The sequence below is a fragment of the Pseudomonas libanensis genome, from assembly GCF_001439685.1.
GTDB classification, from domain to species: Bacteria; Pseudomonadota; Gammaproteobacteria; order Pseudomonadales; family Pseudomonadaceae; genus Aquipseudomonas; species Aquipseudomonas libanensis.
On sequence record NZ_JYLH01000002.1, the window covers coordinates 227,913 to 251,247 of the forward strand.

The 23,335-nt window shown below is 61.3% G+C and carries 23 protein-coding genes; 16 read left to right on the forward strand and 7 right to left on the reverse strand.

Annotation, left to right across the window (positions count from 1 at the left end):
- Positions 1 to 7: 7 nt before the first annotated feature.
- Positions 8 to 1,060: a 2,5-dihydroxypyridine 5,6-dioxygenase gene (locus TU73_RS03695; protein WP_043049868.1), complete on the reverse strand. Its 1,053-nt coding sequence runs from the start codon at positions 1,058 to 1,060 to the stop codon at positions 8 to 10.
- A 305-nt stretch (positions 1,061 to 1,365) separates the two neighbouring features.
- Between TU73_RS03695 and TU73_RS03700 the strand changes: the two genes are divergently transcribed.
- The 7 genes from TU73_RS03700 (at position 1,366) to TU73_RS03730 (ending at position 10,844) form a co-directional block, all read left to right on the forward strand.
- Positions 1,366 to 2,499 (forward strand): FAD-dependent monooxygenase, encoded by a 1,134-nt coding sequence (locus TU73_RS03700; protein WP_057011036.1) that lies wholly within the window; start codon positions 1,366 to 1,368, stop codon positions 2,497 to 2,499.
- Positions 2,496 to 3,296, forward strand: coding sequence for an alpha/beta fold hydrolase (locus TU73_RS03705; RefSeq protein WP_057011037.1), 801 nt, complete (start codon positions 2,496 to 2,498; stop codon positions 3,294 to 3,296). The genes TU73_RS03700 and TU73_RS03705 overlap by 4 nt, the downstream gene beginning before the upstream one ends.
- A gap of 10 nt (positions 3,297 to 3,306) precedes the next feature.
- The gene (locus TU73_RS03710) at positions 3,307 to 4,059 is read left to right on the forward strand and encodes a maleate cis-trans isomerase family protein (protein WP_057011038.1); all 753 of its coding nucleotides are present in this window, start codon (positions 3,307 to 3,309) and stop codon (positions 4,057 to 4,059) included.
- A gap of 10 nt (positions 4,060 to 4,069) precedes the next feature.
- Positions 4,070 to 4,702, forward strand: coding sequence for an N-carbamoylsarcosine amidohydrolase (locus TU73_RS03715; RefSeq protein ID WP_057011039.1), 633 nt, complete (start codon positions 4,070 to 4,072; stop codon positions 4,700 to 4,702).
- A gap of 184 nt (positions 4,703 to 4,886) precedes the next feature.
- Positions 4,887 to 6,197 (forward strand): MFS transporter, encoded by a 1,311-nt coding sequence (locus TU73_RS03720; RefSeq protein ID WP_043049873.1) that lies wholly within the window; start codon positions 4,887 to 4,889, stop codon positions 6,195 to 6,197.
- 111 nt (positions 6,198 to 6,308) lie between these two features.
- Complete coding sequence (locus TU73_RS03725) at positions 6,309 to 7,454, forward strand: MalY/PatB family protein (protein ID WP_057011040.1); 1,146 nt, start codon at positions 6,309 to 6,311, stop codon at positions 7,452 to 7,454.
- An 87-nt stretch (positions 7,455 to 7,541) separates the two neighbouring features.
- Positions 7,542 to 10,844, forward strand: coding sequence for a dermonecrotic toxin domain-containing protein (locus tag TU73_RS03730; RefSeq protein WP_057011041.1), 3,303 nt, complete (start codon positions 7,542 to 7,544; stop codon positions 10,842 to 10,844).
- A gap of 48 nt (positions 10,845 to 10,892) precedes the next feature.
- Here the strand turns inward: TU73_RS03730 and TU73_RS03735 are convergent, their stop codons facing one another.
- Positions 10,893 to 11,108 carry a TOBE domain-containing protein gene (locus TU73_RS03735; protein WP_003173733.1) on the reverse strand — a complete coding sequence of 72 codons (216 nt, stop codon included), beginning with the start codon at positions 11,106 to 11,108 and terminating at the stop codon, positions 10,893 to 10,895.
- A gap of 380 nt (positions 11,109 to 11,488) precedes the next feature.
- Between TU73_RS03735 and TU73_RS03740 the strand changes: the two genes are divergently transcribed.
- From TU73_RS03740 to TU73_RS03760, 5 genes are all read left to right on the forward strand, one after another.
- Positions 11,489 to 12,739 carry a ribonucleotide-diphosphate reductase subunit beta gene (locus tag TU73_RS03740; protein WP_046067981.1) on the forward strand — a complete coding sequence of 417 codons (1,251 nt, stop codon included), beginning with the start codon at positions 11,489 to 11,491 and terminating at the stop codon, positions 12,737 to 12,739.
- A gap of 86 nt (positions 12,740 to 12,825) precedes the next feature.
- Positions 12,826 to 13,314, forward strand: a complete 489-nt coding sequence (locus TU73_RS03745) for a DUF1289 domain-containing protein (RefSeq protein WP_057011042.1) — start codon at positions 12,826 to 12,828, stop codon at positions 13,312 to 13,314.
- Between the two features lie 57 nt (positions 13,315 to 13,371).
- Entirely contained in the window at positions 13,372 to 14,292 is a 921-nt protein-coding gene (locus TU73_RS03750; RefSeq protein WP_057011043.1) for a class I SAM-dependent methyltransferase, read from the forward strand.
- Positions 14,293 to 14,441: 149 nt separating this feature from the next.
- Positions 14,442 to 15,158 (forward strand): phosphatidylcholine synthase, encoded by a 717-nt coding sequence (pcsA, locus tag TU73_RS03755; RefSeq protein ID WP_057011044.1) that lies wholly within the window; start codon positions 14,442 to 14,444, stop codon positions 15,156 to 15,158.
- A 183-nt stretch (positions 15,159 to 15,341) separates the two neighbouring features.
- Positions 15,342 to 16,121 carry a TSUP family transporter gene (locus TU73_RS03760; protein WP_056845863.1) on the forward strand — a complete coding sequence of 260 codons (780 nt, stop codon included), beginning with the start codon at positions 15,342 to 15,344 and terminating at the stop codon, positions 16,119 to 16,121.
- Here TU73_RS03760 and nudC read toward each other — a convergent pair.
- Both nudC and TU73_RS03770 read right to left on the reverse strand, forming a co-directional pair.
- On the reverse strand, positions 16,089 to 16,922 hold the full coding sequence (gene nudC / locus TU73_RS03765) for an NAD(+) diphosphatase (RefSeq protein ID WP_057011045.1): 834 nt from the start codon (positions 16,920 to 16,922) through the stop codon (positions 16,089 to 16,091). The two genes, TU73_RS03760 and nudC, sit on opposite strands and share 33 nt — an antisense overlap.
- Positions 16,923 to 16,927: 5 nt before the next feature.
- On the reverse strand, positions 16,928 to 17,740 hold the full coding sequence (locus TU73_RS03770; RefSeq protein ID WP_057011046.1) for a crotonase/enoyl-CoA hydratase family protein: 813 nt from the start codon (positions 17,738 to 17,740) through the stop codon (positions 16,928 to 16,930).
- A 178-nt stretch (positions 17,741 to 17,918) separates the two neighbouring features.
- Between TU73_RS03770 and TU73_RS03775 the strand changes: the two genes are divergently transcribed.
- The 3 genes from TU73_RS03775 to TU73_RS03785 all read left to right on the forward strand — a co-directional run bounded on the left by TU73_RS03775 (position 17,919) and on the right by TU73_RS03785 (position 20,322).
- Positions 17,919 to 18,473 carry a UPF0149 family protein gene (locus tag TU73_RS03775; protein ID WP_057011047.1) on the forward strand — a complete coding sequence of 185 codons (555 nt, stop codon included), beginning with the start codon at positions 17,919 to 17,921 and terminating at the stop codon, positions 18,471 to 18,473.
- A 169-nt stretch (positions 18,474 to 18,642) separates the two neighbouring features.
- Entirely contained in the window at positions 18,643 to 19,899 is a 1,257-nt protein-coding gene (gene aroA / locus TU73_RS03780) for a 3-phosphoshikimate 1-carboxyvinyltransferase (RefSeq protein ID WP_057011048.1), read from the forward strand.
- Between the two features lie 33 nt (positions 19,900 to 19,932).
- The gene (locus tag TU73_RS03785; RefSeq protein WP_057011049.1) at positions 19,933 to 20,322 is read left to right on the forward strand and encodes a hypothetical protein; all 390 of its coding nucleotides are present in this window, start codon (positions 19,933 to 19,935) and stop codon (positions 20,320 to 20,322) included.
- Position 20,323: 1 nt separating this feature from the next.
- On the opposite strand, the gene TU73_RS03790 is transcribed toward TU73_RS03785, so the two are convergent.
- The gene (locus TU73_RS03790) at positions 20,324 to 20,923 is read right to left on the reverse strand and encodes an NAD(P)H-dependent oxidoreductase (RefSeq protein ID WP_057011050.1); all 600 of its coding nucleotides are present in this window, start codon (positions 20,921 to 20,923) and stop codon (positions 20,324 to 20,326) included.
- Positions 20,924 to 20,995: 72 nt separating this feature from the next.
- On the opposite strand from TU73_RS03790, the gene TU73_RS03795 reads away from it, so the two are divergent.
- Positions 20,996 to 21,598 carry a TetR/AcrR family transcriptional regulator gene (locus TU73_RS03795; RefSeq protein WP_057011051.1) on the forward strand — a complete coding sequence of 201 codons (603 nt, stop codon included), beginning with the start codon at positions 20,996 to 20,998 and terminating at the stop codon, positions 21,596 to 21,598.
- Here TU73_RS03795 and TU73_RS03800 read toward each other — a convergent pair.
- Together TU73_RS03800 and TU73_RS03805 are read right to left on the reverse strand one after the other, a co-directional pair.
- Positions 21,588 to 22,265, reverse strand: coding sequence for a GNAT family N-acetyltransferase (locus TU73_RS03800; RefSeq protein WP_057011052.1), 678 nt, complete (start codon positions 22,263 to 22,265; stop codon positions 21,588 to 21,590). The two genes, TU73_RS03795 and TU73_RS03800, sit on opposite strands and share 11 nt — an antisense overlap.
- A 56-nt stretch (positions 22,266 to 22,321) precedes the next feature.
- Positions 22,322 to 23,206 (reverse strand): LysR family transcriptional regulator, encoded by an 885-nt coding sequence (locus TU73_RS03805; protein ID WP_057011053.1) that lies wholly within the window; start codon positions 23,204 to 23,206, stop codon positions 22,322 to 22,324.
- Positions 23,207 to 23,335 lie beyond the last annotated feature (129 nt).

Genomic DNA, 23,335 nt, shown 5'->3' on the forward strand with positions numbered 1-23,335 from the left:
GTATCTCTCAGCGTGCCAGCGATCGCGCGGGCGCAACCACATCGCCACCCAGCACCACCGCTTCATCGTCCAGATACACATCACAATTGCGCAGCGGGATATCCATATGGCACGGCGTCTTGCGCGTGCCGCCCACCTCGGTGTTCGGCCCGGTGGAGAACAGGAAGTTGCCATAGAACGCCCGCGCATCCATGCACATGCCGTCGTTCTTGTCGTGCAAGCCCATGGCCGTCCATTGCGCACGTGGTTGCAGGCCCCAGCCGATGTGGGAGATGCCGTACACCTCGGGGTCGTCGAAGTACTTCATGTAGTCGCTCAGGTACTGCGCCTCGAACCCACCGTGAATCCGCGTAATAAAGCCCTTTTCGATTTCCAGGGTGATCTTTTCACGGGTGTAGGTCTTGAACGGCAACAGGATGTCGCCGATGTCCAGCACCAGCACGCCCTCGGCGGTTTCTTCATTGGGCCAGGAGAACAGGAAGCCGCTGGGCCAGTGGTCCCAGCGCCCCGGCTCATCGGCGAAGCCGTACTCGGTCACCGACGGGTATTGGCCCAAAGCAGCGCGGAAGTCGCTGCCGGCGCGGGACTTGACGTGGATCGAGCGCGCCTTCTTCAGCAGCTGTTCGGCAGCCAGTACACGCACCTTGTCCTCTTCGCTGGGCAGCATGCGCGCCAGCACTTCCGGCGGCTCGACGGCAAGCAGGATGCGCGTGCCGGTCTTGAGGATCTGCTCCTGCTCAGGCGAGTGCAGCAGCATCATGGTGTCGACGATCAAGTCCGCCGCCTCCAGGGCACGCTGGGCGGCAATATTGCCAGTGAGCGCGGTGTCGCCGCAGTAGGCGGTCATGTCGTTGCCCATCGCCCGTGGATGGTTGAACGACGGCAATTCCACCGCATACACCTTGGCCCCCAGGCGCTGCGCAGCATCCATGGCGGCACGCACCGTACGCGGGTCGGAGTAATGGCTCTTGAGCACCGCGACGCTCTGGGTCGGGTCGACCTTGGACAGCTTCAACACGTGTTCAAACATCTGGGTCAGTTCACAGTCGCTTACCGGCATTTTCCTGTCTCCTGAGGGCTGCACCCTGTTCGGGCAGCGCGCTTCAACTTAGTGCGTTTTTATAGCGTATACACCAATTAAAGATGATGAAACCTGATTTGCAGACGGACTGCAAGCGCCAGACAAAAACGTTACCAATTCACACATAATCAATGCTTACTGGCTACTGCTAGTTACACAGGCTTAAAAAGACCGAAAAATAAATTTCCTAGCACAGGCTTCCCATTTTAAAAAATGAGTGTATACACTTTAAAAACCTTGCGGACCAGACACCGCCTGAATTCAAAAAAGAGAGGATCACGCCCATGGGAAGCACACAAAAAATCGCCATAGTCGGCGCCGGCCTGGGCGGTGCCGCTGCGGCTACCTTGCTGCAGCAAGCCGGTTTCAACGTGGATGTCTACGAACAGGCGCCGGAGTTCTCCCGCTTGGGCGCGGGAATCCACATGGGCCCCAACATCATGAAAATTTTCCGCCGCATGGGCATCGAAAAACAGCTGGACCTGATGGGCTCGCACCCTGAGCACTGGTTCAGCCGCTGCGGCGAAAGTGGTGATTACCTCTCGCGTATCCCGCTCACCGGTTATGGCGCCTCCTACATCACCGTGCACCGTGGCGACCTGCATGCGTTGCAGATGTCCACGCTGCAGCCCGGTACCCTGCACTTCAACAAGCGCCTGGAAACCCTCGAAGAAACCGATACCCAGGTACGCCTGACCTTCGCCGACGGCACGGTGACCTATGCCGACATCGTGATTGGCGCCGACGGCATCAATTCGAAGATCCGCGAAGAACTGCTGGGGGTGGAGAAACCCTTGTACAGCGGCTGGGTGGCGCATCGTGCGCTGATCCGAGGCGAGCAACTGGCCAAGTACGACCTCAGGTTCGAAGACTGCATCAAGTGGTGGACCGAGGATCGCCACATGATGGTCTACTACACCACCGGCAAGCGCGACGAGTACTACTACGTGACCGGCGTACCCCATGCCGAATGGGATTTCCAGGGCGCCTTCGTCGACAGCAGCCGTGATGAGATGTTCGAAGCCTTCAAGGGCTACCACCCCACCGTGCAGGCCCTGATCGAATCCACCGACAGCGTGACCAAGTGGCCGCTGCGCAACCGCAACCCGCTGCCGCTGTGGAGTCGCGGTCGCCTGGTATTGCTTGGCGACGCCTGCCACCCGATGAAGCCGCACATGGCCCAAGGCGCCGGCATGGCCATCGAAGATGCCGCCATGCTCACCCGCTGCCTGCAGGAAACCGGGATCAGCGACTACCGCAGCGCCTTCGAACTGTATGAAGCCAACCGCAAGGAACGCGCGTCCCGGGTACAAGCAGTGTCCAATGCCAACACCTGGCTACGCACCCAGGAAGACCCGGCCTGGGTCTACGGCTACGACCTGTATGCCCAGGAGCTGAAATCGGGGGTGGCCGCATGAGTACCTTTCTCCATGGTGGCAACGTGCAGGCCAATGGCATTCGCCAGCACTACCTGCGCTACGGCGGTACAGGCCCGGCACTGATCCTGATCCCGGGCATCACCAGCCCGGCGATTACCTGGGGCTTCGTCGCCGAGCGCCTGGGTGAGCAGTTCGATACCTATGTGCTGGATGTGCGCGGGCGCGGGCTGTCGTCCACCGGGCCGGAACTGGATTACAGCGCCGACACCTGCGCCGAGGACATTGGCGCATTTGCCGACGCACTGGGCCTGGACAGCTATCACCTGGTCGGCCACTCCATGGGGGCGCGCTTTGCCGTGCACAGTGCGGTCAAGCACCCACAGGGTGTCAATCGAGTGGTGTTGATCGACCCGCCGGTGTCCGGTCCTGGCCGGCGGGAATACCCGAGCAAGCTGCCCTGGTATATCGACTCGATCCGCCAGTCACTGATTGGCATGGATGCCCAGGCGATGCGCGCCTTCTGCGCCACCTGGACCGATGAGCAGCTGCAATTGCGCGCCGAGTGGCTGCCCACCTGCTACGAACCGGCCATCGTGCGTGCCTTCAATGACTTCCACACGGTGGACTTCCACCAGCACCTGCCTCACCTCAAGGCCCCTGCCCTGTTGATGGTGGCCGGGCGCGGCGGGGTGATCCTCGATGAAGACATCGCCGAAATCCAGGCCCTGCAACCGAGTATCCGGGTCGCGCGCGTGACGAACGCCGGGCACATGATCCCGTGGGACGATCTTGAGGGCTTTTTCGATGCCCTTGGCGACTTCCTCACCCAACCATAAGGACACCCCCATGCTCAAGCCCTACCGCATCGGCCAGATCGTGCCCAGTTCCAATACCACCATGGAAACCGAGATCCCGGCCATGCTCAACGCGCGCCAGGCGATCCGCCCCGAGCGCTTTACCTTCCACTCCAGCCGCATGCGCATGAAGCAAGTGCGCAAGGAAGAACTGGCGGCGATGGATGGCGAGTCCGACCGTTGCGCTATCGAGTTGTCCGACGCCAAGGTCGACGTGCTGGGGTATGCCTGCCTGGTGGCGATCATGGCCATGGGCCTGGGCTACCACCGCAACTCCGAACAACGCCTGCGCCAGGCTACCGCCGATAACGACGCCAATGCCCCGGTGATCACCAGCGCAGGCGCCTTGATTGAAGGCTTGAAGGTGATGGGCGCCAAGCGTATCGCAATTGTTGCGCCCTATATGAAACCGCTGACCGAGCTGGTGGTGAACTACATCCGCGCAGAAGGCTTTGAGGTCGTCGACTGGCGCGCCCTGGAGATCCCCGACAATCTCGAAGTGGCCCGCCACGACCCTGCCAACCTGCCGGCCATCGTTGCCGGCATGAACCTGGAAGGCGTCGACGTGATCGTGCTGTCGGCCTGCGTGCAGATGCAGTCGCTGCCAGCGGTGGCCAAGGTCGAGGCGCAAACCGGCAAACCGGTACTCACCGCCGCCATCGCCACCACCTACGCCATGCTCAAGGCCCTGGACCTGGAACCCATCGTTCCCGGAGCCGGTGCCCTGCTGTCCGGTGCCTACTGAGGGAATTGAAATGAGCGAACAATCCGCCGACGCCAACTACCAGGGCGTGTGGGGCAACCGCATCGGCTTCGGCAACAAAGCCGCGCTGCTGATGATCGACTTCATGCAGGGCTACACCCGCGAAGGCGCGCCACTGTTCGCGCCCGGCGTGGTCAGTGCCGTGGCTGAAAGCGTCGAACTGCTGGCCTGTGCACGCCGATACGCGATTGCGGTGGTGCACACCAATATCCGCTACCATCCCGGCCATTTCGCCGACGGCGGCATCTGGGTGAAAAAGGCCCCGGTAATGAAAGACATGATCGAAGGCAACCCACTGGCGGCGTTCTGCACCGAGGTATTGCCCCAGCCTGATGAAGTGGTGATCAGCAAACAGTACGCCAGCGCATTTTTCGGCAGCAGCCTGGCCCCGATGCTGCACGCCCAGGGTATCGATACCGTGGTACTGGCCGGTTGCTCCACCAGCGGCTGCATCCGCGCAACGGCGGTGGACGCAGTGCAACACGGGTTTCGCACTATTGTCGTGCGCGAATGCGTCGGCGACCGCCATCCGGCTCCCCACGAAGCCAACCTGTTCGATATCGACAGCAAGTACGGTGATGTGGTGAGCAAGCAGGAGGCGATGCGCCAATTCAAGGAACAATAAGGCTTCATCCGGAACCACGCCATAGAGCGCGGTCCTGCACAAAACTGTGAGCCGCCGAGGTTGAAACCTCGGTGCAGCTTTCAGTCTTCTGACACTGCCTTTGGACGTCGCTTTAACAGCACGCCGAAGTGCTGGAACAAAAGCGGCTGTATAAAAACCATAAGTCACCGCCAGGAGACACCCCATGCCCATTGCGAATGCTGTGCCCGCGACTACGGTCGCCGACCCCGTCACCACGCTCTACCACAAGATCACCTGGAAGCTGATCCCGTTCCTGTGCTTCTGTTATCTGGCCGCCTACCTGGACCGCATCAACATCGGCTTCGCCAAGCTGCAGATGCTCGACCAGCTGCACTTCAGCGAAACCGCCTTCGGCCTTGGCGCCGGCTTGTTTTTCGTCGGCTATATCATCTTTGAAGTGCCCAGCAACCTGGTGCTGGAGCGGGTCGGCGCGAAGATCTGGATCGCGCGCATCATGATCACCTGGGGCTTGCTCTCGGCCTGCACCATGCTGGTCACCTCCACCACCCAGTTCTACATCCTGCGTTTTTTGCTCGGTGCCGCCGAAGCCGGTTTCCTGCCGGGGGTGCTGTATTACCTGACCACCTGGTTCCCCACTCATCGGCGTGGGCGCATCATCGCGCTGTTCATGATCGGCCTGCCGCTGTCCAGCGTGATCGGCGGCCCGCTGTCCGGCTGGATCATGGGCCACTTCGACCAGATGGCCGGGCTGCGCGGCTGGCAATGGCTGTTCCTGATCGAAGCGGTACCCAGCGTGTTGCTTGGGGTGCTGACATTCTGGGCGCTGCCCAACAGCTACCAGCAAGCCAAATGGCTGTCGGATGAGGAAAAGGCCCTGCTGGAAAACGAGCTGCGCAAAGACGACGCCGATGGCGCCGGCAGCAAGCACAGCTTCCGTGACGGTTTCTTCAACCTCAAGGTGTGGATGCTCGGCGGTATCGACTTCTCCATCCTGCTCAGCGCCTATGCCATGGGCTTCTGGATGCCCACCTTCATCCGCAATGCCGGGGTCACCGACACCTTCCATATCGGCATGCTCACCGCGCTGCCCAGCGTGGCCGCACTGCTCGGCATGCTGCTGATCGGCGCCAGTTCCGACAAGCACCGCGAGCGCCGCTGGCACATCATCGTGCCGTTTTTCATCGGCGCGGCGGCGATGGCCACCAGCACTTTCTTCACCCATAACGTAGCTGCCACCGTGGCGTTGTTCGCGATTGCCTCGGCCGCCATCATCGGTGCCGTGCCGGTGTTTTTCAGCCTGCCGGCGACCTTTCTCAAAGGCACCGCCGCGGCCACCGGGTTTGCCCTGGCCTGTTCGGTTGCCAATATCGCAGGTCTGGTGAGCAACTCGCTGATGGGCGTGGCGATCGACGTGACCGGCAGCAGTGCGGGCGCGCTGTGGTTTTTTGCCGGCTGCCTGATGCTCAGCAGTTTGCTGGTGATTGCGCTGCCAGCGAAACTGGTGAACCGTTGAGCGCTTGAGCCGAACACGCCTGCAAAATTTCCAGCAGCCTCAGGGCCAGGCAAGATGAATGGCGCTAGAATCAGCGCCATTCTTTCGCCTCCGCCCTGACATGAGCCTTCCATGAGCTTTGATTTCGACACCCTCCACTCGCGCCTCGGCACCAGCAGTACCAAGTGGAGTCGTTACCCGCAAGACGTTCTGCCGATGTGGATCGCCGACATGGACATCGCCGCGCCGCCCGCCGTATTGCAAGCCCTGCATGCACGACTCGACCAGCAGATCCTCGGCTACAGCATGGCCGGCGACGACGTGCGCGACGCCATCGTCGCCGACCTGTGGGCCAAGTACGCCTGGCGCGTGCAACCTGAAGAGCTGCTGTTCCTGCCCGGCGTCGAACCTGGTTTCAACATGGCCCTGCATGCCTTTGTCCAACCCGGCCAGGCGGTGGTGTTGCAAACCCCCAACTATCGGCCGATTCGTCTGGCACCCGGCCACTGGGACCTGCCGCGCATCGAAGTACCATTTGGGCTGATCAACGGCGAATACCTCACGCCAATGCCCGCCATGCGTGAGGCATTGAGCGGTGCCGGCGCACTGCTGCTGAGCAACCCGCACAACCCCATCGGCAAGGTCTTCCCCCGCGAAGAACTGCTGGCGGTGGCCAACGCCTGTCTGGAACACGGCGCACTGATCATCAGTGACGAAATCCACGCCGAGCTGTGCTTCGACGGCCGCCGCCACATTCCCACCGCCAGCCTCAGCCCCGAGATCGCCCAACGCACCATCACCCTGATGTCGGCGAGCAAGGCGTATAACGTCGCCGGCTTGAAGACCTGCTTTGCCGTGGTGCAGAACGCCGAAGTGCGCGAACGCTTCAATCAAGCGCGCTGCGGCATGGTCGACAGCGTCAGCCCGCTGGGCCTGGAAGCCACCCGCGCCGCCTATAGCCAATGCGGCGACTGGCTCGCTGCACTGGTGCAGTACCTGCAGGCCAACCGCGACTACCTGCTCGATGCGGTAAAGACCCGCCTGCCCGGCGTGGTGATGCACGCACCTCAGGGCACCTTCCTGGCGTGGCTCGATTGCAGTGCCCTGGCCCTGGACGACCCGCAGCAGTTTTTCCTGGAACAGGCCAGGGTCGGCTTGAGTGCGGGAATCGAGTTTGGCGATGATAGCCAGCAGTTCGTGCGCCTGAATTTCGGTTGCCCACGGGCGATGCTCGAGGAAGGTGTGCGGCGCCTGGAAATCAGCTTACAAAAGCGCTGACGCCGGCCGGAACCCCACCGGGGCTTTTCAACACACAGGTGGAGCAGCCGCCCATTGTGCTGTTGAAGCCCCCGGAGCCGACCGCCAATGATCCTGCCGCCCCACACCCTGCCAACGCCGGTCTGGGATTTCCAACCCATCACCGGCGAAAAACCCGCCGCGATGCCGTCCTACTCGACGTTCGAGCCCGCGCCTCCCCAGGTGACGAATAGCCGCCGCCCCTCGATGGTCCGCCAGAAAGCCGACTACAAGCAACTGTTGCAGGCCACGCACAATGCGCTGCCCAGCGTGCGCGACGAGGCAAAAAAATGGGCTGAAGAACTGCTGCTCAAGTTGACCGGCCTCAACGTAGATGCCGACAAAGTCTTCCTGAATCGCTTTCAGCAAGCACAAAGTGCCAACACTGCCACCGGCTGGGAGCACTTGGGGGAGGAACCGACGATTTCCCAGGCGCTGCCGGACGCACTGCTCGGCAACTTTAACGAACACGACTCGCTACCGGGCGTGCTTGACCAGCAAGCCGGCTTGTATAAGACGGGCCGTGGGCAAAGCACAAAAGGCGGCTATGGCGCCCATAACCAGTTTGCCCTGGCGCCCTCCCAACTGATGCATGAGAGCTGGAAAAGCGACTTCCAGGCGCACATGACGGGAAAACTCGAGCATTTCTGGCGTGAACATGGCGATGATTACCGCACCTGCCTCAAAGGCGAGTTCGTTTACCAGGCCCGCCAGCAGCTCAAGGGCTACGAGCGCGCCTCGCCCGCCGAACGCGAGCAGATGCCGGCCGAGCAGCGTTTCACCCGGGCAGACTACCGTCTGGTCATGGGCGCGGTCGCCAACCTGCCGCTGGATGAAAACCAAGCCCTGAACGTCGACCAGCTGCGTGCGCAGGCGCCGGTCAAAGGCGTGGTATTGACCCACTTGTTCGATATCAACGGGTTGCCCGCCAACGACATCCTGCGCTTTACCGCCATCGATGATGGCCCTGCCCGGCAATTGCGTGACCGCCGTGACGGTGTGCAGATCCTCTATATCCCCGGGCACCAACCGGCGTTCCTGCGCTTCGACTCCCTGACCGCCATGGACCAATGGGTAGCCGCACAGGGCCGCGACGCCGTTAAGCGCAAGGCGCTGCAAGCACACTTCTTCCTCAGGGACCGGCAAGACAACGACATCGGGGTCTGGAGCGATATCAAAGCCTTCATTACCGGCGATCATCAATCGAACAAGGGCGTCGACACTGCCCTGCGTTACCTGGGCAGCGGCTACTGGGACAGTCTTGAAGGCACCGTCATCGACAGCGCCAACGTACGCATCCAGGGCGATGTATTCAGCGTGATCAAAGACGCCACGCAACAGCGCATGGCCAGCGATGCAGACATCATGATCAAGTCAAACAGCGAGGTCACCCGCGACACCTGGCTCAACGACCTGACCGTGGCAGCGGGGCTGGCCGCCAAATTCGCCGTGATTGGCGAACCGATTGCCGTGGGCGCCGCCGTTGTGACCGGCTTTACCGAGACCGTATTGGGCACTGAAAAAGCCCTCAGCGGCGACACCCAGGCGGAGCGTAGACAAGGCCTCACGACGGCATTGGATGGCGCGCTCAACACCTTGTTCTCGGCAGCCGGCGGCACAACCAGGGAGCCGACCCTTGAACAGCCCAGCACGATAGCGGTGCGCCCGGAGCTGTTCGCCGACGGCCAACAGGCGCTGGTCATCGAGCATCCGCTACGCGCCACTGCCTATACCCTGCCACGGACCAACGGCTACGACCTGGTGGACCGCAACCGGGTCTATCGCTACCTTTACAGCAAGCCGGGCGAGCTTACCGACCTGGAGTCAGCTGCACACACCGCCCCGCTGGAAGGCTTCGAAGCGTTTTGCCCAGTGCCTGGGCTGGGTGGGCGGGTGCGCCGCGGCGCCAATGATGACTGCTTCGCCAAAGTCATTGCAGACCTGCCCGACGCCGAACGTGCCCTGCAAGCCCTGGAACACGTGCGGTTGTTTCCGTCCAGGGCCGGGCTGTTCAAGCGTGCACGCACGGTGGTCTATGAAAAACGCCTGCACGAATGGGTTGAAGGCGAGACCGGCGCCAAGTTAGTGCCGGTCGCCAATGGTGAGCGCATCACCTACAGGTCACGGGTGCAGGGCCAGGTCATCGCCGACCCGGGCTTCGGTTTTTACGCAGGCCACGGCGCGGGCGCCCTCGCTGAAGACACGCGGGTAGTCAAGCTCAACAGCATCAGCAAGGCCAGCGATGACCAACGCCAAGTCAGGGGTGTGGTGGTCACCAGTGGCAGCCAGCGATACCTGGTGGTGGAAGCTGACACCGCTGAGTTTTATTACGCACCGCTGGGCAGCGCACAAACCGGCGATATCACCTTCAAAAAGTGCGGGCCTATGCAAATGGGCCTCGCCCAGGGTTACCGCCAGTTCATGAGCGCTCACCACCCTGTGCAGCTCGTGGATGCGGACTTCATTGCCCTGCCCCCCCTCAAGAAGGTTTACAAGCAGCTCAAGCGCGCAGGTTTTCGCGAAGCTGACATTAATGAGCTTAAACAGCAATGCAAGGGCATGAGCCCCGAACAGCAACGGGAAGTGGCTTACCAATTGCAGCAGGCCAACGCCATCCTGAAGCCGGATGTGGCGTTGCGCCCCCGCCGTGTCGCCCCCTTGCAAACGCCCCCTGGCTTTGTGCAATGGCCAGCGAAACGTCAAAACCAGTTCTACGCCGAGCACGCCAAGGACACCGTCAATCAAGCCCTCAAAGCCACCGGATTGGGGCCTGGCAAGCAGGTACGCTCAGCCACCGATGTGGCCAGGGCTGATGCGGCAACCATTACCTTGGGCTGGTTGCGGCGCACGACTGATCTCAAGGCGCCCCATGCAGGCGGCCTGATCATGAATACCGTGCAGGTACCTATGGGTGAATCAACGACCTTGAACGCGGGTAACGAGGCGCTTTCCACCCGCAGCCTCACCGACTGCTCGGCCATTGCCGTGCTCACCGACTGGGACGGTGCCCGCTACCAGTCCCGCACACTGATGCACCTGACCGGCAGCAACCTGGAACTGGGTCTGCGGGGTAATACCCAGGCGCTGCTGAACCAATTGCAAGCGTCCTTGAGCAACGGTGGGCACGTGATCCTGGTGGGAGGCATCAATTCAGGCTCCCTGCAAGGCATGGCCACCACCATCGGGCAATCGTTCCAGGGTGGGCAACCGCTGCGCGATCTGCTCCAAGCGCGGGCGGGCGTGCGCGTGACACTTGCCAGTTCCCTGGGCATCACCGTCAATGCCGATGGCACGTTTGAGCTGATCGAAGGCACCGGCAAGGGCATGTTTCCAGAGGATCAGGCCAGGGAAATCTTTGATCGGGTTGACTGACGAGCATCGCTACAGCCCCGCCTGACCTGTCCACCCATGCGGCAACGCCTACAACTTGGCAATGGACACTTCGGTCGACTTCACAAAGGCGATGACCTCACTGCCTACCTTTAATTCCAAATCACGCACCGAGCGTGTGGTAATGACGGACGTCACAATGCCGGACGCGGTCTGCACGTCGATTTCCGACACCACTTCCCCCAGCAGGATCTCCTTGATCACGCCCTTGAACTGGTTGCGCACGTTGATCGCTTTGATGGTCATGTCGGTTTTCCTTTTGGCTGTTGGGGTCAATCCGCACGAATGCGCAGGCCCTCAAAATGCGCTGCGCGCAGGAATAATAAAAGGAATAAATAACTATTTATCTATTCCTTATTGATATATATGGCATGCCAGCCCCGTATGCTGTCGATCGCCGATCCGGTAGTGAGCAGCGACCCATGACCGCACATCTTGTTCGTTGACCAACCTTGTTACACCCCATATAGTGTGTCCACAATCAGAACAGACCACTACATAGTGTGCAGTATCGGTATTTACCGACCACACTACGCGCAGTATTTCAATGCCTAGTAGCCTGCAAACCGCACATTTTTTTGCACGGTTTTACACACCGTCGGAACAGATCAGGAAGGAGTATTTCAATGCTGAGTTGGGATGAAGTCGACAACGAAGACACCGGCGCAGCGGTGATCAAGGGCGCCAACGCCGGCCATGCGAGCGAAGCCAACATGGACCGCCTCGACGGAGCCGGCGCCGCCGCCGCCATCGAAGCCCGCGCCGTCACCGCCAGTGATTCGGCCGCCATCGTGCGCGCCAAGGCCGCCCTGGACAAACTCGACGTCGCCGAAGGCCTCGCCGAACTCGAAGGCGCCTCCGCCCGCGTCGCCGTCGACGAAAAACGCATGATCAACTGCCGCGCCGACCTCAACCAACTCGTGCCCTTCAAGTACGACTGGGCCTGGCAGAAATACCTCGACGGCTGCGCCAACCACTGGATGCCGCAAGAGGTCAACATGACCGCCGACATCGCCCTGTGGAAAAACCCCGAAGGCCTGACCGACGACGAACGTCGCATCGTCATGCGCAACCTCGGCTTCTTCTCCACCGCCGACTCGTTGGTCGCCAACAACCTGGTGCTGGCCGTGTACCGCCTGATCACCAACCCCGAGTGCCGCCAGTACATCCTGCGCCAGGCCTTCGAAGAGGCGATCCACACCCACGCCTACCAGTACTGCATCGAATCGCTGGCCATGGATGAAGGCGAGATCTTCAACATGTACCACGAGATTCCATCGGTCGCCAAAAAGGCAGCCTGGGGCCTCAAGTACACCCGCTCGATCTCCGATCCGAAGTTCGAAACCGGCACCGTCGACACCGACAAAGAACTGCTGCGCAACCTGGTCGCCTACTACTGCGTACTGGAAGGCATCTTCTTCTACTGCGGTTTCACCCAGATCCTGTCCATGGGCCGTCGCAACAAAATGACCGGCGTGGCCGAGCAGTTCCAGTACATCCTGCGCGACGAGTCGATGCACCTGAACTTCGGTATCGATGTGATCAACCAGATCAAAATCGAAAACCCGCATTTGTGGGATGCCGAGATGAAGGAAGAAGCGACCCAGATGATTCTGCAGGGTACGCAGTTGGAGATTGAATACGCTCGCGACACCATGCCTCGCGGTGTGCTGGGTATGAACGCGGCGATGATGGAGGACTATTTGAAATTCATCGCTAACCGTCGTCTGTCGCAGATTGGGTTGAAGGAAGAGTATCCAGGCACAACCAATCCATTCCCGTGGATGAGCGAGATCATGGACTTGAAGAAAGAGAAAAACTTCTTCGAGACCCGTGTGATCGAGTATCAGACCGGCGGCGCGCTGAGCTGGGACTGAATCAACACGAACCAAAAAATGTGGGAGCGGGCTTGCCCGCTCCCACATTGGCTATTGGTGATCCATAGACTTTGCAAGTAAGCCTTATGCCCAACCAAACCATCAAGACCCCTTGCGTGGGCCTGTGCTCCACCGTCTACGGTGACCTGGTCTGTCGGGGCTGCAAGCGCTATCACCACGAGGTGATCCAGTGGAATGGCTATAACGTCGAGGAAAAACAGGCGGTGTGGCTGCGTCTGGAACAACTGCTGGTGCAGGTGATGGCCAGCAAGCTGGAAGTGTTCGACCCGCACTGCCTGCGACAGCAACTGGAAGCGCGCAAGATTCGTTTTATGCCGCACCAGTCGCCGTATTGCTGGGCGTACCAGTTGATTACGCGGGGTGCGCGGGTGATTTCCAGGCTGGATGCCTATGGGTTGGCACTGTTACCGGAGTTTCGTGAACGCCACCTGGCGGATTTGCGCGATGCGATAGATCGAGAGTTTTTTCTGCTGTCCGAGGCACATTACGAACGCTATATCGCCCCGGTATTCCTAAAAGAGTCATTCGGACCGGCGCTGATTGCCACGCGCTAACCAGCTCCCACACAATTGTGCTTAAAATGCCGCCCGCCCGATGACTGACGTTTAACGATGAACCCAGACGCACTCGCTACCCTGCACACCCACTTGCTCACTGCCCTGGCTGACGCGCCCGCGCAAACCCGGCGCCTGTTCCATGGCCGTGGCCGTTGCTGGCCGGGCCTGGAACAACTGACGGTGGACTGGCTGCAAGGGGTGGTGCTGGTTGCTTTGTTCAAAGAAACCGAGCACCTGGATGCCCTGAAGCACACACTGTTGCAGATCGAGTGGAGCCGTTTCGGCGTGCGTACCGTGGCCCTGCAACACCGCTACCTGCCGCAAAGCACCACCGAGTGGCTGGTGGGCGATGCCATCGACGAGCTGACCATCACCGAAGGCGGCCTGCGCTATTTGATCGACCTGGGTAGAAAACAGAACAGCGGGCTGTTCCTCGACATGCGCTACGGGCGCAACTGGGTGCGTGAACAGGCCAAGGGCCAACGCGTGCTCAACTTGTTCGCGTATACCTGTGGCTTCTCGGTGGCTGCCATCGAAGGCGGCGCTGACCATGTGGTGAACCTGGACATGGCCCGTGGCGCGCTCAGTCGGGGTCGCGACAACCATCGCCTGAATGGGCATGACTTGGGCAAAGTCACCTTCCTGGGCCACGACCTGTTCAAGTCGTGGGCAAAGGTCACCCACAGTGGCCCCTATGACTTGGTGATCATCGACCCACCGTCATTCCAGAAAGGCAGCTTCCTGCTGACCAAGGACTACCAGCGTGTGCTACGACGCTTGCCGGATCTGCTCACGGCACAAGGTACAGTGCTGGCGTGCATGAACGATCCGGCGTTCGGCGAAGACTTCCTGATCGACGGCGTAACTCGCGAAGCACCGGGCCTGCACTTTGTGCAGCGCCTGGAAAACCCACCGGAATTTCCCGACATTGACCCGCAAAGTGGCTTGAAGGCACTGGTATTCCGTCAGGGTTGATGCCGAAATGTCCTACCCTTGCTACCCTAACGGATACGCCGGGGTGGTGAACCTTATCCCCCCCTTCCCGGTCGATACCTGCATTCCCTGGCCAGACTCGACGGCGTTACGTTGTCGGCTGCCCCGTTTGACCTTTTGGAGAACCGCCCGTGATATCGACCCTGCATGTAGCCAGAATCAAAGCCTGGGGCGCCCACGGCTTTACCGCCACGGGTGTGGTATTGGCCTTCCTGGCCACCCTGGCGCTGCTGGAAAACTCCCCCAAGGCATGCCTGCTGTGGCTGGGTCTGGCGCTGGTGGTGGATGGCGTCGATGGCTCCCTCGCGCGGCGGGTCAATGTCAGCACGGTGCTGCCCAGCTTTGACGGCTCGGTCCTGGACCTGGTGATCGATTACCTTACCTACGTATTTATCCCAGCGCTGTTTATCTACCGTTATATCGACCTGCCGGAGTTCACCCACCTGTTTACGGTGTCGGTGATTCTGGTGTCGTCGCTGTTCTGCTTCTGCAACGTGAACATGAAAAGCAAGGACAACTACTTCGTCGGCTTCCCCGCCGCGTGGAACGTGGTCGCCCTGTGCGTATACATCATCCAGCCTGACGCCTGGGTCACCTTGCTGACCGTGATCGGCCTGGCATTGCTGACCGTGACGCCGATGAAGTTCCTGCACCCGTTCCGGGTCAAGCGCTTCATGCCGATCAATATCGCGGTGACCACGATCTGGCTGTTGTGCAGCTTCCTGATGGTGGTGGATTACCCCAACACCAACCCGTGGACGTTTGGCTTGTGGTCGCTGATGTCCGCGTACTTCCTGGGGATTTGCATCTGGCGTACAGCGCTGGAGTGGCTGGGTACACACAAATAACCCAGCGAACACGGTTAAAAATGTGGGAGGGGGCTTGCCCCGATGGCGGTGGATCAGTCAGCTTATTGGTTACTGACACACCGCCATCGGGGGCAAGCCCCCTCCCACATTTGGTTATGCGTGCATTCGGCAGGTAAGATGGCAGCCTTTCGCATAGCGCACCTCCAACAATAAGCCCTGCCCATGCCCTTTGAACTCAGTGTTGACCTCACCACCCTGGCCATCCTGGCCGTCGTTGCCTTTATCGCCGGTTTCATCGACGCCATTGCCGGCGGTGGCGGCTTGCTCACCACCCCTGCGCTGCTCACCGCCGGTATGCCGCCTCACCTGGTCCTGGGCACCAACAAACTCAGCTCCACCTTCGGCTCGGCCACCGCCAGTTTCACCTTCTACCGTCGCAAGCTGTTCCACCCGCGCCAATGGGTGCACGCCATCGTCGGCACCTTGGTCGGCGCGCTGACCGGCGCAGTGGTTGCCCACTACCTGCCCGCCGAGGCCTTGAACAAGATGCTGCCGGTGATCGTCTTCGCCTGCGGCGTGTACCTGTTGTTCGGCGGCACGCCAAAGGCGCCACTGGACGTGGATGCGCCAATCAAGAAGAAATGGCAAGCCACCCAGGGCTTTGGCCTGGGGTTCTACGACGGCGTGGCCGGCCCCGGCACCGGGGCGTTCTGGACCGTCAGCACCATGCTCCTGCACCCCATCGACCTGGTAAAGGCCAGTGGCGTGGCGCGCAGCATGAACTTCGTCAGCAACGCGGCGGCGCTGACGGTGTTTATCATCAATGGCTCGGTGGATTGGATTGTCGGCCTGGCGATGGGTGTGTCGGTAATGGGTGGCGCATTCTTTGGCGCCCGCAGCGCGATCAGCGGCGGCGCCAAATTCATTCGCCCGGTGTTTATCACCGTGGTCCTCGGCCTGACGGTGCGCCTAGCCTGGCAGCACTGGTTCAGCGTGGCCTAGGCGGCGGGCCACGTAGAGGTCGATCAGGTAGCGCGCAATCGAACGTGACGCCGGCAACGGTGGCAGCTCATGGATATTGAACCACTGCGCGTCTTCGATCTCGTCGGCCTGGGGCACGATATCGCCACCGGCGTACTCGGCATGAAAGCCCAGCATCATTGAATGGGGGAACGGCCAGCACTGGCTGCCCATGTACTCGATGTTCTTGACCTCCACCTGCACCTCTTCGCGCACTTCGCGGATCAGGCAGTCTTCGGCCGACTCACCCGGTTCGGCAAAACCGGCCAAGGTGCTGTAGACCCCGGTCACAAAGCGTGGCGAGCGTGCCAGCAGGATCTCATCGCCCCGGGTCACCAGCACAATCATGCTCGGCGAAATCCGTGGGTAGCTGCGCAGGTCACAGGCCTGGCAGTACATTGCCCGTTCCCGCGGCACCTGGACCATGGCCTGGCCGCAACTCCCGCAGAACCGATGCTCTCGCGCCCAGGTGCCGATCTGCGCGGCATAGCCCAGCACCTTGTACAGGGTGTGATCGCCTTGCAGCATGAAGCCGCGCAGGCCTTGCCAACTGCACCCGGGAACCTCTGCCGCCGCGTTGAGCTCCAGCAGGTACACCGGCTCGCCATCGAGGTGGCCGATGCCGTGTTCGGCAAACACCGACAGGTCCTGGCGCTTGAGCCATTCACGCGGGAACAGCGGGCCATTGGTGTCGTGCAAAAAGCCCTCGCGGCTGCGGGCAACAGCCCAGCCGCCCGGGGTGTCGTTGTCCAGCAGCGTTGTGGTAATCCAGCCTGGGGTCATGTCAGTCAATCCACGAATTCGGGTTTCTGCTTGCTCATATGGGCCGCGATGGCCACGCGCAGGTCGTTGGATTGCAACATAGCCGAGTTCCAGGTGGCAACGTATTCCAGGCCGTCAGTGATGGTGTGGTCGCGCATGTAGCTGATCATCGCCTTGGTGCCGGCCACGGCAATCGGCGATTTGGCGGCAATTTCCTCGGCGATCTGCATGACCCCGGCCAACAGGCTTTCCTGATCGGCAAACACCCGGTTGACCAAGCCGATGCTGCGCGCTTGTTCGGCGCCGAACTGACGACCGGTATAGGCCAGCTCACGCAGCATGCCGTCGCCGATGATGCGTGGCAGGCGTTGCAGGGTGCCGACGTCGGCGGCCATGCCCATGTCGATTTCCTTGATCGAGAATTGCGCGTCCTCGGCGGCGTAACGCATGTCGCAGGCGCTGATCAGGTCGATGGCGCCGCCGATACAATAGCCCTGAATCGTCGCCAGCACCGGCTTGCGGCAGTTGTCGACCGCATTGAACGAAGCTTGCAGTTCGAGGATCTTGCGCCGCAGCAGGCGTGCGTTGCGTCCCACGTCCTTGCCGAACTCATTGGCCACCGAGGCCAGCAGCATCAGGTCGATACCCGAGGAAAAGTGCTTGCCATTGCCGCTGAGCACCACGACGCGCACGGCATCGGTGTCTTCGATCCACTGGAATATCTCGATGATTTCGCTCCAGAACGCCGCGTTCATGGCGTTGATCTTTTCCGGGCGATTGATCTGCACATGGGCAACGTTGCCGTTGAGTTCGACAACAAAGGCTTGGTATTCGGACATGGCAGTGATCCCTGACTGGCGATTGAGAAAGCCCAGACTATATCAAGGGTGCGCCACGGCGCATCGGCCAAAAGCGGGACCTACCGCGCAAAAGACGCTGGATAAAATGCCGCGTACACGCCATCCTGCGCGCTTTAAGCCGCCTGACCCGCGGCGTTCGACGCCCAAAGGATTTGCCATGCACGCCCAGCCCCTCACATCCGCCGAATTAGACCTGATCGACGAAACCCTGCTCAAGTACGGCGATGACCATTCGGTGCTGAACCTGGCCGAACTCGATGGCTACTTCACCGCCCTGGTGTCCGGCCCAGCCTTGGTTGACGTGGCTCAATGGTTCCCAGCCATCTGGGGTGGGCAGAACCCGGAATGGGAAAGCATGGACGAGGCCCAAGGTTTTCTGGAACTGTGCGTGCGCCATATGAATACCCTGGCCGTGCAGTTGGCCAGCGATTCCCAGGCGTTCAAGGCGCGCTTCGATGAAACCGAGCATCAGGGCCAGGCGGTGACCCTTGCCGAGGAATGGTGCTTTGGCTACGTGCGAGGCGTGGCGATCGGCAACTGGCCTGAATTGCCCGCCGAACAAGCCGGGCAATTGGAGAAAATCTCCTGGTGCGCCGAGCAGGACAATTTCGAATTGCCGGCGAACCTGGATGTAAACGCCCATCAGCAGCAAGTCAGTGCAATCGAACCGGCTGTGCGGGCGCTACATGACTACTGGCTGAGCCAGCGCTGAGGCGGGCTTATTTCGGCTACAAGCGCTAGCCGCAGGCCTGGGAGGGGACCACACTAAAAAGTCATGCAGATCACCTGCTCACTCGACAAACATGGCGTGTTTGCCTGATTATTCGGGTCCGCACGTCGGCCACTCCATGCCACCTCGCCTTGACCAGGAGCCTTGTCCCTTGAGTTCGCAGAAAACCGTGACCGTTACACCGCCCGACTTCCCCCTCAATGGCAAGGTCGCGCCCCCCGGCTCCAAGTCCATTACCAACCGCGCCCTGTTGCTGGCGGCACTGGCCAAGGGCACCAGCCGCTTGAGCGGTGCGCTGAAAAGCGATGACACCCGCCACATGTCGGTCGCTCTGCGCCAGATGGGGGTAAGCATCGATGAACCGGACGACACCACTTTCGTCGTCACCAGCCAAGGTTCGCTGCAATTGCCGGCTCAGCCGTTGTTCCTCGGCAACGCCGGCACCGCCATGCGCTTTCTCACTGCGGCCGTGGCCACCGTGCAAGGCACCGTGGTACTGGACGGCGACGAGTACATGCAAAAACGCCCGATCGGCCCGTTGCTGGCTACCCTAGGCCAGAACGGTATTCAGGTCGACAGCCCCACCGGCTGCCCACCGGTGACCGTGCACGGCATGGGCAAGGTGCAAGCCAAACGCTTTGAAATCGATGGCGGCCTGTCCAGCCAGTACGTATCGGCCCTGCTGATGCTCGCGGCCTGTGGTGAGGCGCCGATTGAAGTGGCGCTGACCGGCAAGGACATTGGCGCCCGTGGCTACGTGGACCTGACCCTGGACTGCATGCGCGCATTCGGCGCCCAGGTCGAAGCCGTAGACGACACCACTTGGCGCGTGGCCCCGACCGGCTACAGCGCGCACGATTACCTGATCGAACCCGACGCTTCCGCCGCCACCTACCTCTGGGCCGCCGAAGTGTTGACCGGTGGCCGTATCGATATCGGTGTCGCGGCACAGGATTTCACCCAGCCGGACGCCGAGGCCCAGGCCGTGATCGCCCAGTTCCCGAATATGCAGGCCACGGTAGTGGGCTCACAAATGCAGGACGCCATCCCGACCCTGGCAGTCCTCGCCGCGTTCAACAACACCCCGGTGCGCTTCACTGAACTGGCGAACCTGCGCGTCAAGGAATGTGACCGCGTACAGGCGCTGCACGATGGCCTCAATGAGATCCGCCCAGGCCTGGCGACCATCGAGGGTGATGATCTGCTGGTCGCGAGCGACCCTGCCCTGGCCGGCACCACGTGCACGGCGCTGATCGATACCCACGCCGACCATCGCATCGCCATGTGCTTTGCCCTGGCCGGGCTGAAAGTCTCGGGTATTCGCATCCAGGACCCGGACTGCGTGGCCAAGACTTACCCAGGGTATTGGAAAGCCTTGGGCAGCCTGGGCGTTCAATTGACCTACTGACACGCCGACCGTGAAACCTCGCCGGGAGCGTCAATGAGCATTCGCCAACCTTGCCCACCCGGCGCCTGTGTCTGTGACCGTGAACAACTGCTGGAGGCGTCCGGCGCTGACCTGCGCATCCTCCAGCTGACGCGACAGCAGGAAAAAATCCTGCTCGAGCGCCTTGAAAACCTCAAGAGCCTGCAGGACCTGGAACATATGCAACAGCGGATGTACGAGCAACTGGGCATCCGCGTGCATATCGCGCCGGGGCACACCGAGGTCAAGAGCATGCGCGGGATCCAGATCGTCATCGACGAACTGCCGGGCATGTGCCGCAAGACCCGGCAAGCGATCCCGGCGTCGATCCGCCGCGGCCTGGAGAAACGGCCGGAGATTGCCTACCGCTTGCTGGATGCCCACGACCTGTTTCGCGACGCTTGAATCATCCCGCGACCGTCTCGCGCTGAAACACTCCCCGCCCCATGGCCCTGGCCGCCTGCAAATGCGCCTGGGCACCACCGCTTTCCGAGTCCAGCAACAGCTCGGAGGTCAGCACTTGCGCCCCGCAGTAATCAAAAATGCCGTAGTCGATCTGGGTACGCATGGCCTTGGCATAACCATGTCGATCAAAAGCACTGTTGTCCGCTGCACCGAGGGCCAGCAGGTGCACCTGCAAATGTCGCAGTTTTTTCACCACTGGCGTATCGGGGCTGTAGTCGATCGCCCAACCGTTGACAAACACGCGGTCCACCCAGCCCTTGAGCAAGGCCGGCATTGACCACCAGTAGATCGGAAACGCCAGCACCAGGGCGTCGGCGCGCTCGATGCGGGCCTGTTCGGCCAACACGTCGGCTGGCGGCGTTGCGTGATTACGGTGCACCTGGTGATCAGCGGCAGTGTAGCGAGGGTCGAAGCCTTCTGCGGCAAGGTCGGCGATTTCAAAGGTGTGGCCGGCGGTGGTCAAACCGGCACCGACCTGGGCGGCCACGCTGTGGGTGAGGGATTGCGGGTCGTGATGGGCAACAACAATCAGTGCGTGCATGACTTTGACTCCCTTTTGGCTTAATCTACTTTTAGTAAGTTACGTCGACTAAGTTACTTTTGGTATATAAGCATGTCAAGCACTGAATCCCCTGCCCCGCGTCGGCGTTTATCCCGTGAAGGTCGCCTGCGCCAATTACTCGATGTGGCCTGGCAACTGGTCCGCGCAGAGGGCACCGACGCCCTGACCCTGGGCCGCCTGGCAGAACTGGCGGGCGTTACCAAGCCGGTGGTCTACGACCACTTCACTACGCGTGCAGGGTTACTGACCGCGTTGTATGCGGATTTCGACGAGCGTCAGGACCGGGTGTTTACCGATGCCATCCAGACCAGCAACGCAACACTGGAGGATCGGGCATGGGTGATCGCCTCGTCCTATGTCGATTGCGTGTTGTTGCAAGGCCGGGAAATCCCGGGGGTGATTGCGGCGCTGAGCGGTTCGCCGGAGCTGGAGGCGCTCAAGCGTGAATATGAGGCGATCTTCCTGGAGAAATGCCGCGACGCGCTCGCACCCTTCGCCTCAGGTGGCAGTATTTCCCAGGCAGGCCTGCGGGCCATGCTCGGCGCAGCAGAAGCGTTGTCCCATGCGGCGGCCAATGGCGAGATCAGCCGCGAGGAGGCGCAACAGGAATTGCTGGCGACCATCCTGGGGCTGGTCAATCGCGTCAGGCGGTAGTAGAACGGCCCTGGACAAACAGCTGGACCTTGCGCGTCAACTGATCCAGATGCCGGTCGCGCTGCTTCTCCGCGTCGACCATGGCGCGCTTGCCGTGCTTTTGCAGCAGGTAGGTATGGATCTGGCGCACTTCCAGCGAGCTATAGATCGGCGCCACATCCAGCACGCCCATCAGCCCGTCAGTGCCGTAGTCGCGGGTGTTCATCAACACTTGCGTGCCCCGCGCCCCGCGCACTCGGAACCCCATGGCCTCGAAGGCCGGGACCTTTTCCACCGCACAGGCCAGTTCAGCATGGGGGTAGCGCGCCAGCACCTCGCCCAGCATGCCTCGCGCCACACCCTGGCGACGAAAGCCCGCCTGCACCGCCATGAAGGCTATGCCACACGCCTCTGGATCGTCCTTCACCGGCAGATACAGGCAAAAGCCAATAACGGCCTCTGCCTGCATCGCCACGATCAACTCGACGGCAATGCCCTTTGTGCCATTCAACGCCTCCAGGTACAGATGCACCTCAAAGCCGATGGCGTACTGGTAGATGTTGTACAGCAGGTTGCTTGGCGCCAACGCCACGCTGCTGATGTCGGTGAGGTTGTCCACCACCATCTGCAGGATCTGGCTGTTGACCGATTCGGGGCACGGCGTGGTGTAGCGGGTAAGGCTGAACATGCAAATTCCTGGTGTTTCGCGTCAAGGCAGCGGCGATTGTACCCGTTACGGCCCCCTTATGGCCCGCACACCTCGCGCAGGCAACCGCGCAGCCAGCGATGGGCCAGGTCGGCATCCTGGCGTGGGTGCCAAAGCATCGCCACGGTGAACGTCGGTAACCTGACCGGCAGTTCAAAGCAGTGCAGCCCCCGTAACGGTACGGTGATGTAGCGCTCAGGCACGCTGGCGATCAGGTCAGTCTCGCGCGCCAGGGCAATGGCGGTGTTGAAGCCTGCGACCACGGTGCTGACCTGCCGAACAAGCCCCAGGGCCTGCAGTGCAGCGTCGATCTGACCCCGCTCCTGCCCGCGTCTCGATACATAGACATGTTGCCCCTGGGCAAAACGTGCGGCGCTGACCTTGCCGCGGCTCAAGGCATGGCCATCGCGCACCACGCCCACCAGGCGGTCACGAAACAGCGCCTGGGTCAGCACCTCGGGGCTGGCATCGGCGTCGACCACACCGGTTTCCAGGTCGACACCGCCTTCGCGCAACAGCGTGCTGTCTTTGTCGCTTTTATTGACGAAACGCAAACGCACACCTGGGGCCTCACGTGCGATGCGCGCCAACAGCGCCGGGCCGAAGCTTTCGACAAATTCCTCACTGGTGCGCAGGGTGAAGGTGCGCATCACCTCACTTAAATCCAGGCTGTGAGCCGGACGCAGCACGGCGTAGGCATCCTGCACCAATTGGCTGACCTGCTCGCGCAATTGCAACGCCCGTGGCGTCGGCACCAAGCCGCGACCGGCGCGTACCAGCAACGGATCGCCAGTGGCCGCACGCAAACGCGCCAGGGCCCGGCTCATGGCCGAAGGGCTCAGGCGCAGGCGCTTGGCGGCACGGGCGACGCTGCCTTCGGCCAGCAAAACATCCAGGGTGATCAGCAAATTGAAGTCGGTCATGCAGGCTCCGATGAGTATGAGTATTGCCGAAGGCGCTCGCCCTCTCGACGCTCCCACAGGTCCCAGCTCCTATGAGGCGTTCTGTGCAGCTATAACCTGCAACCCATGCGTCTTCCGCCATCTTAGGTG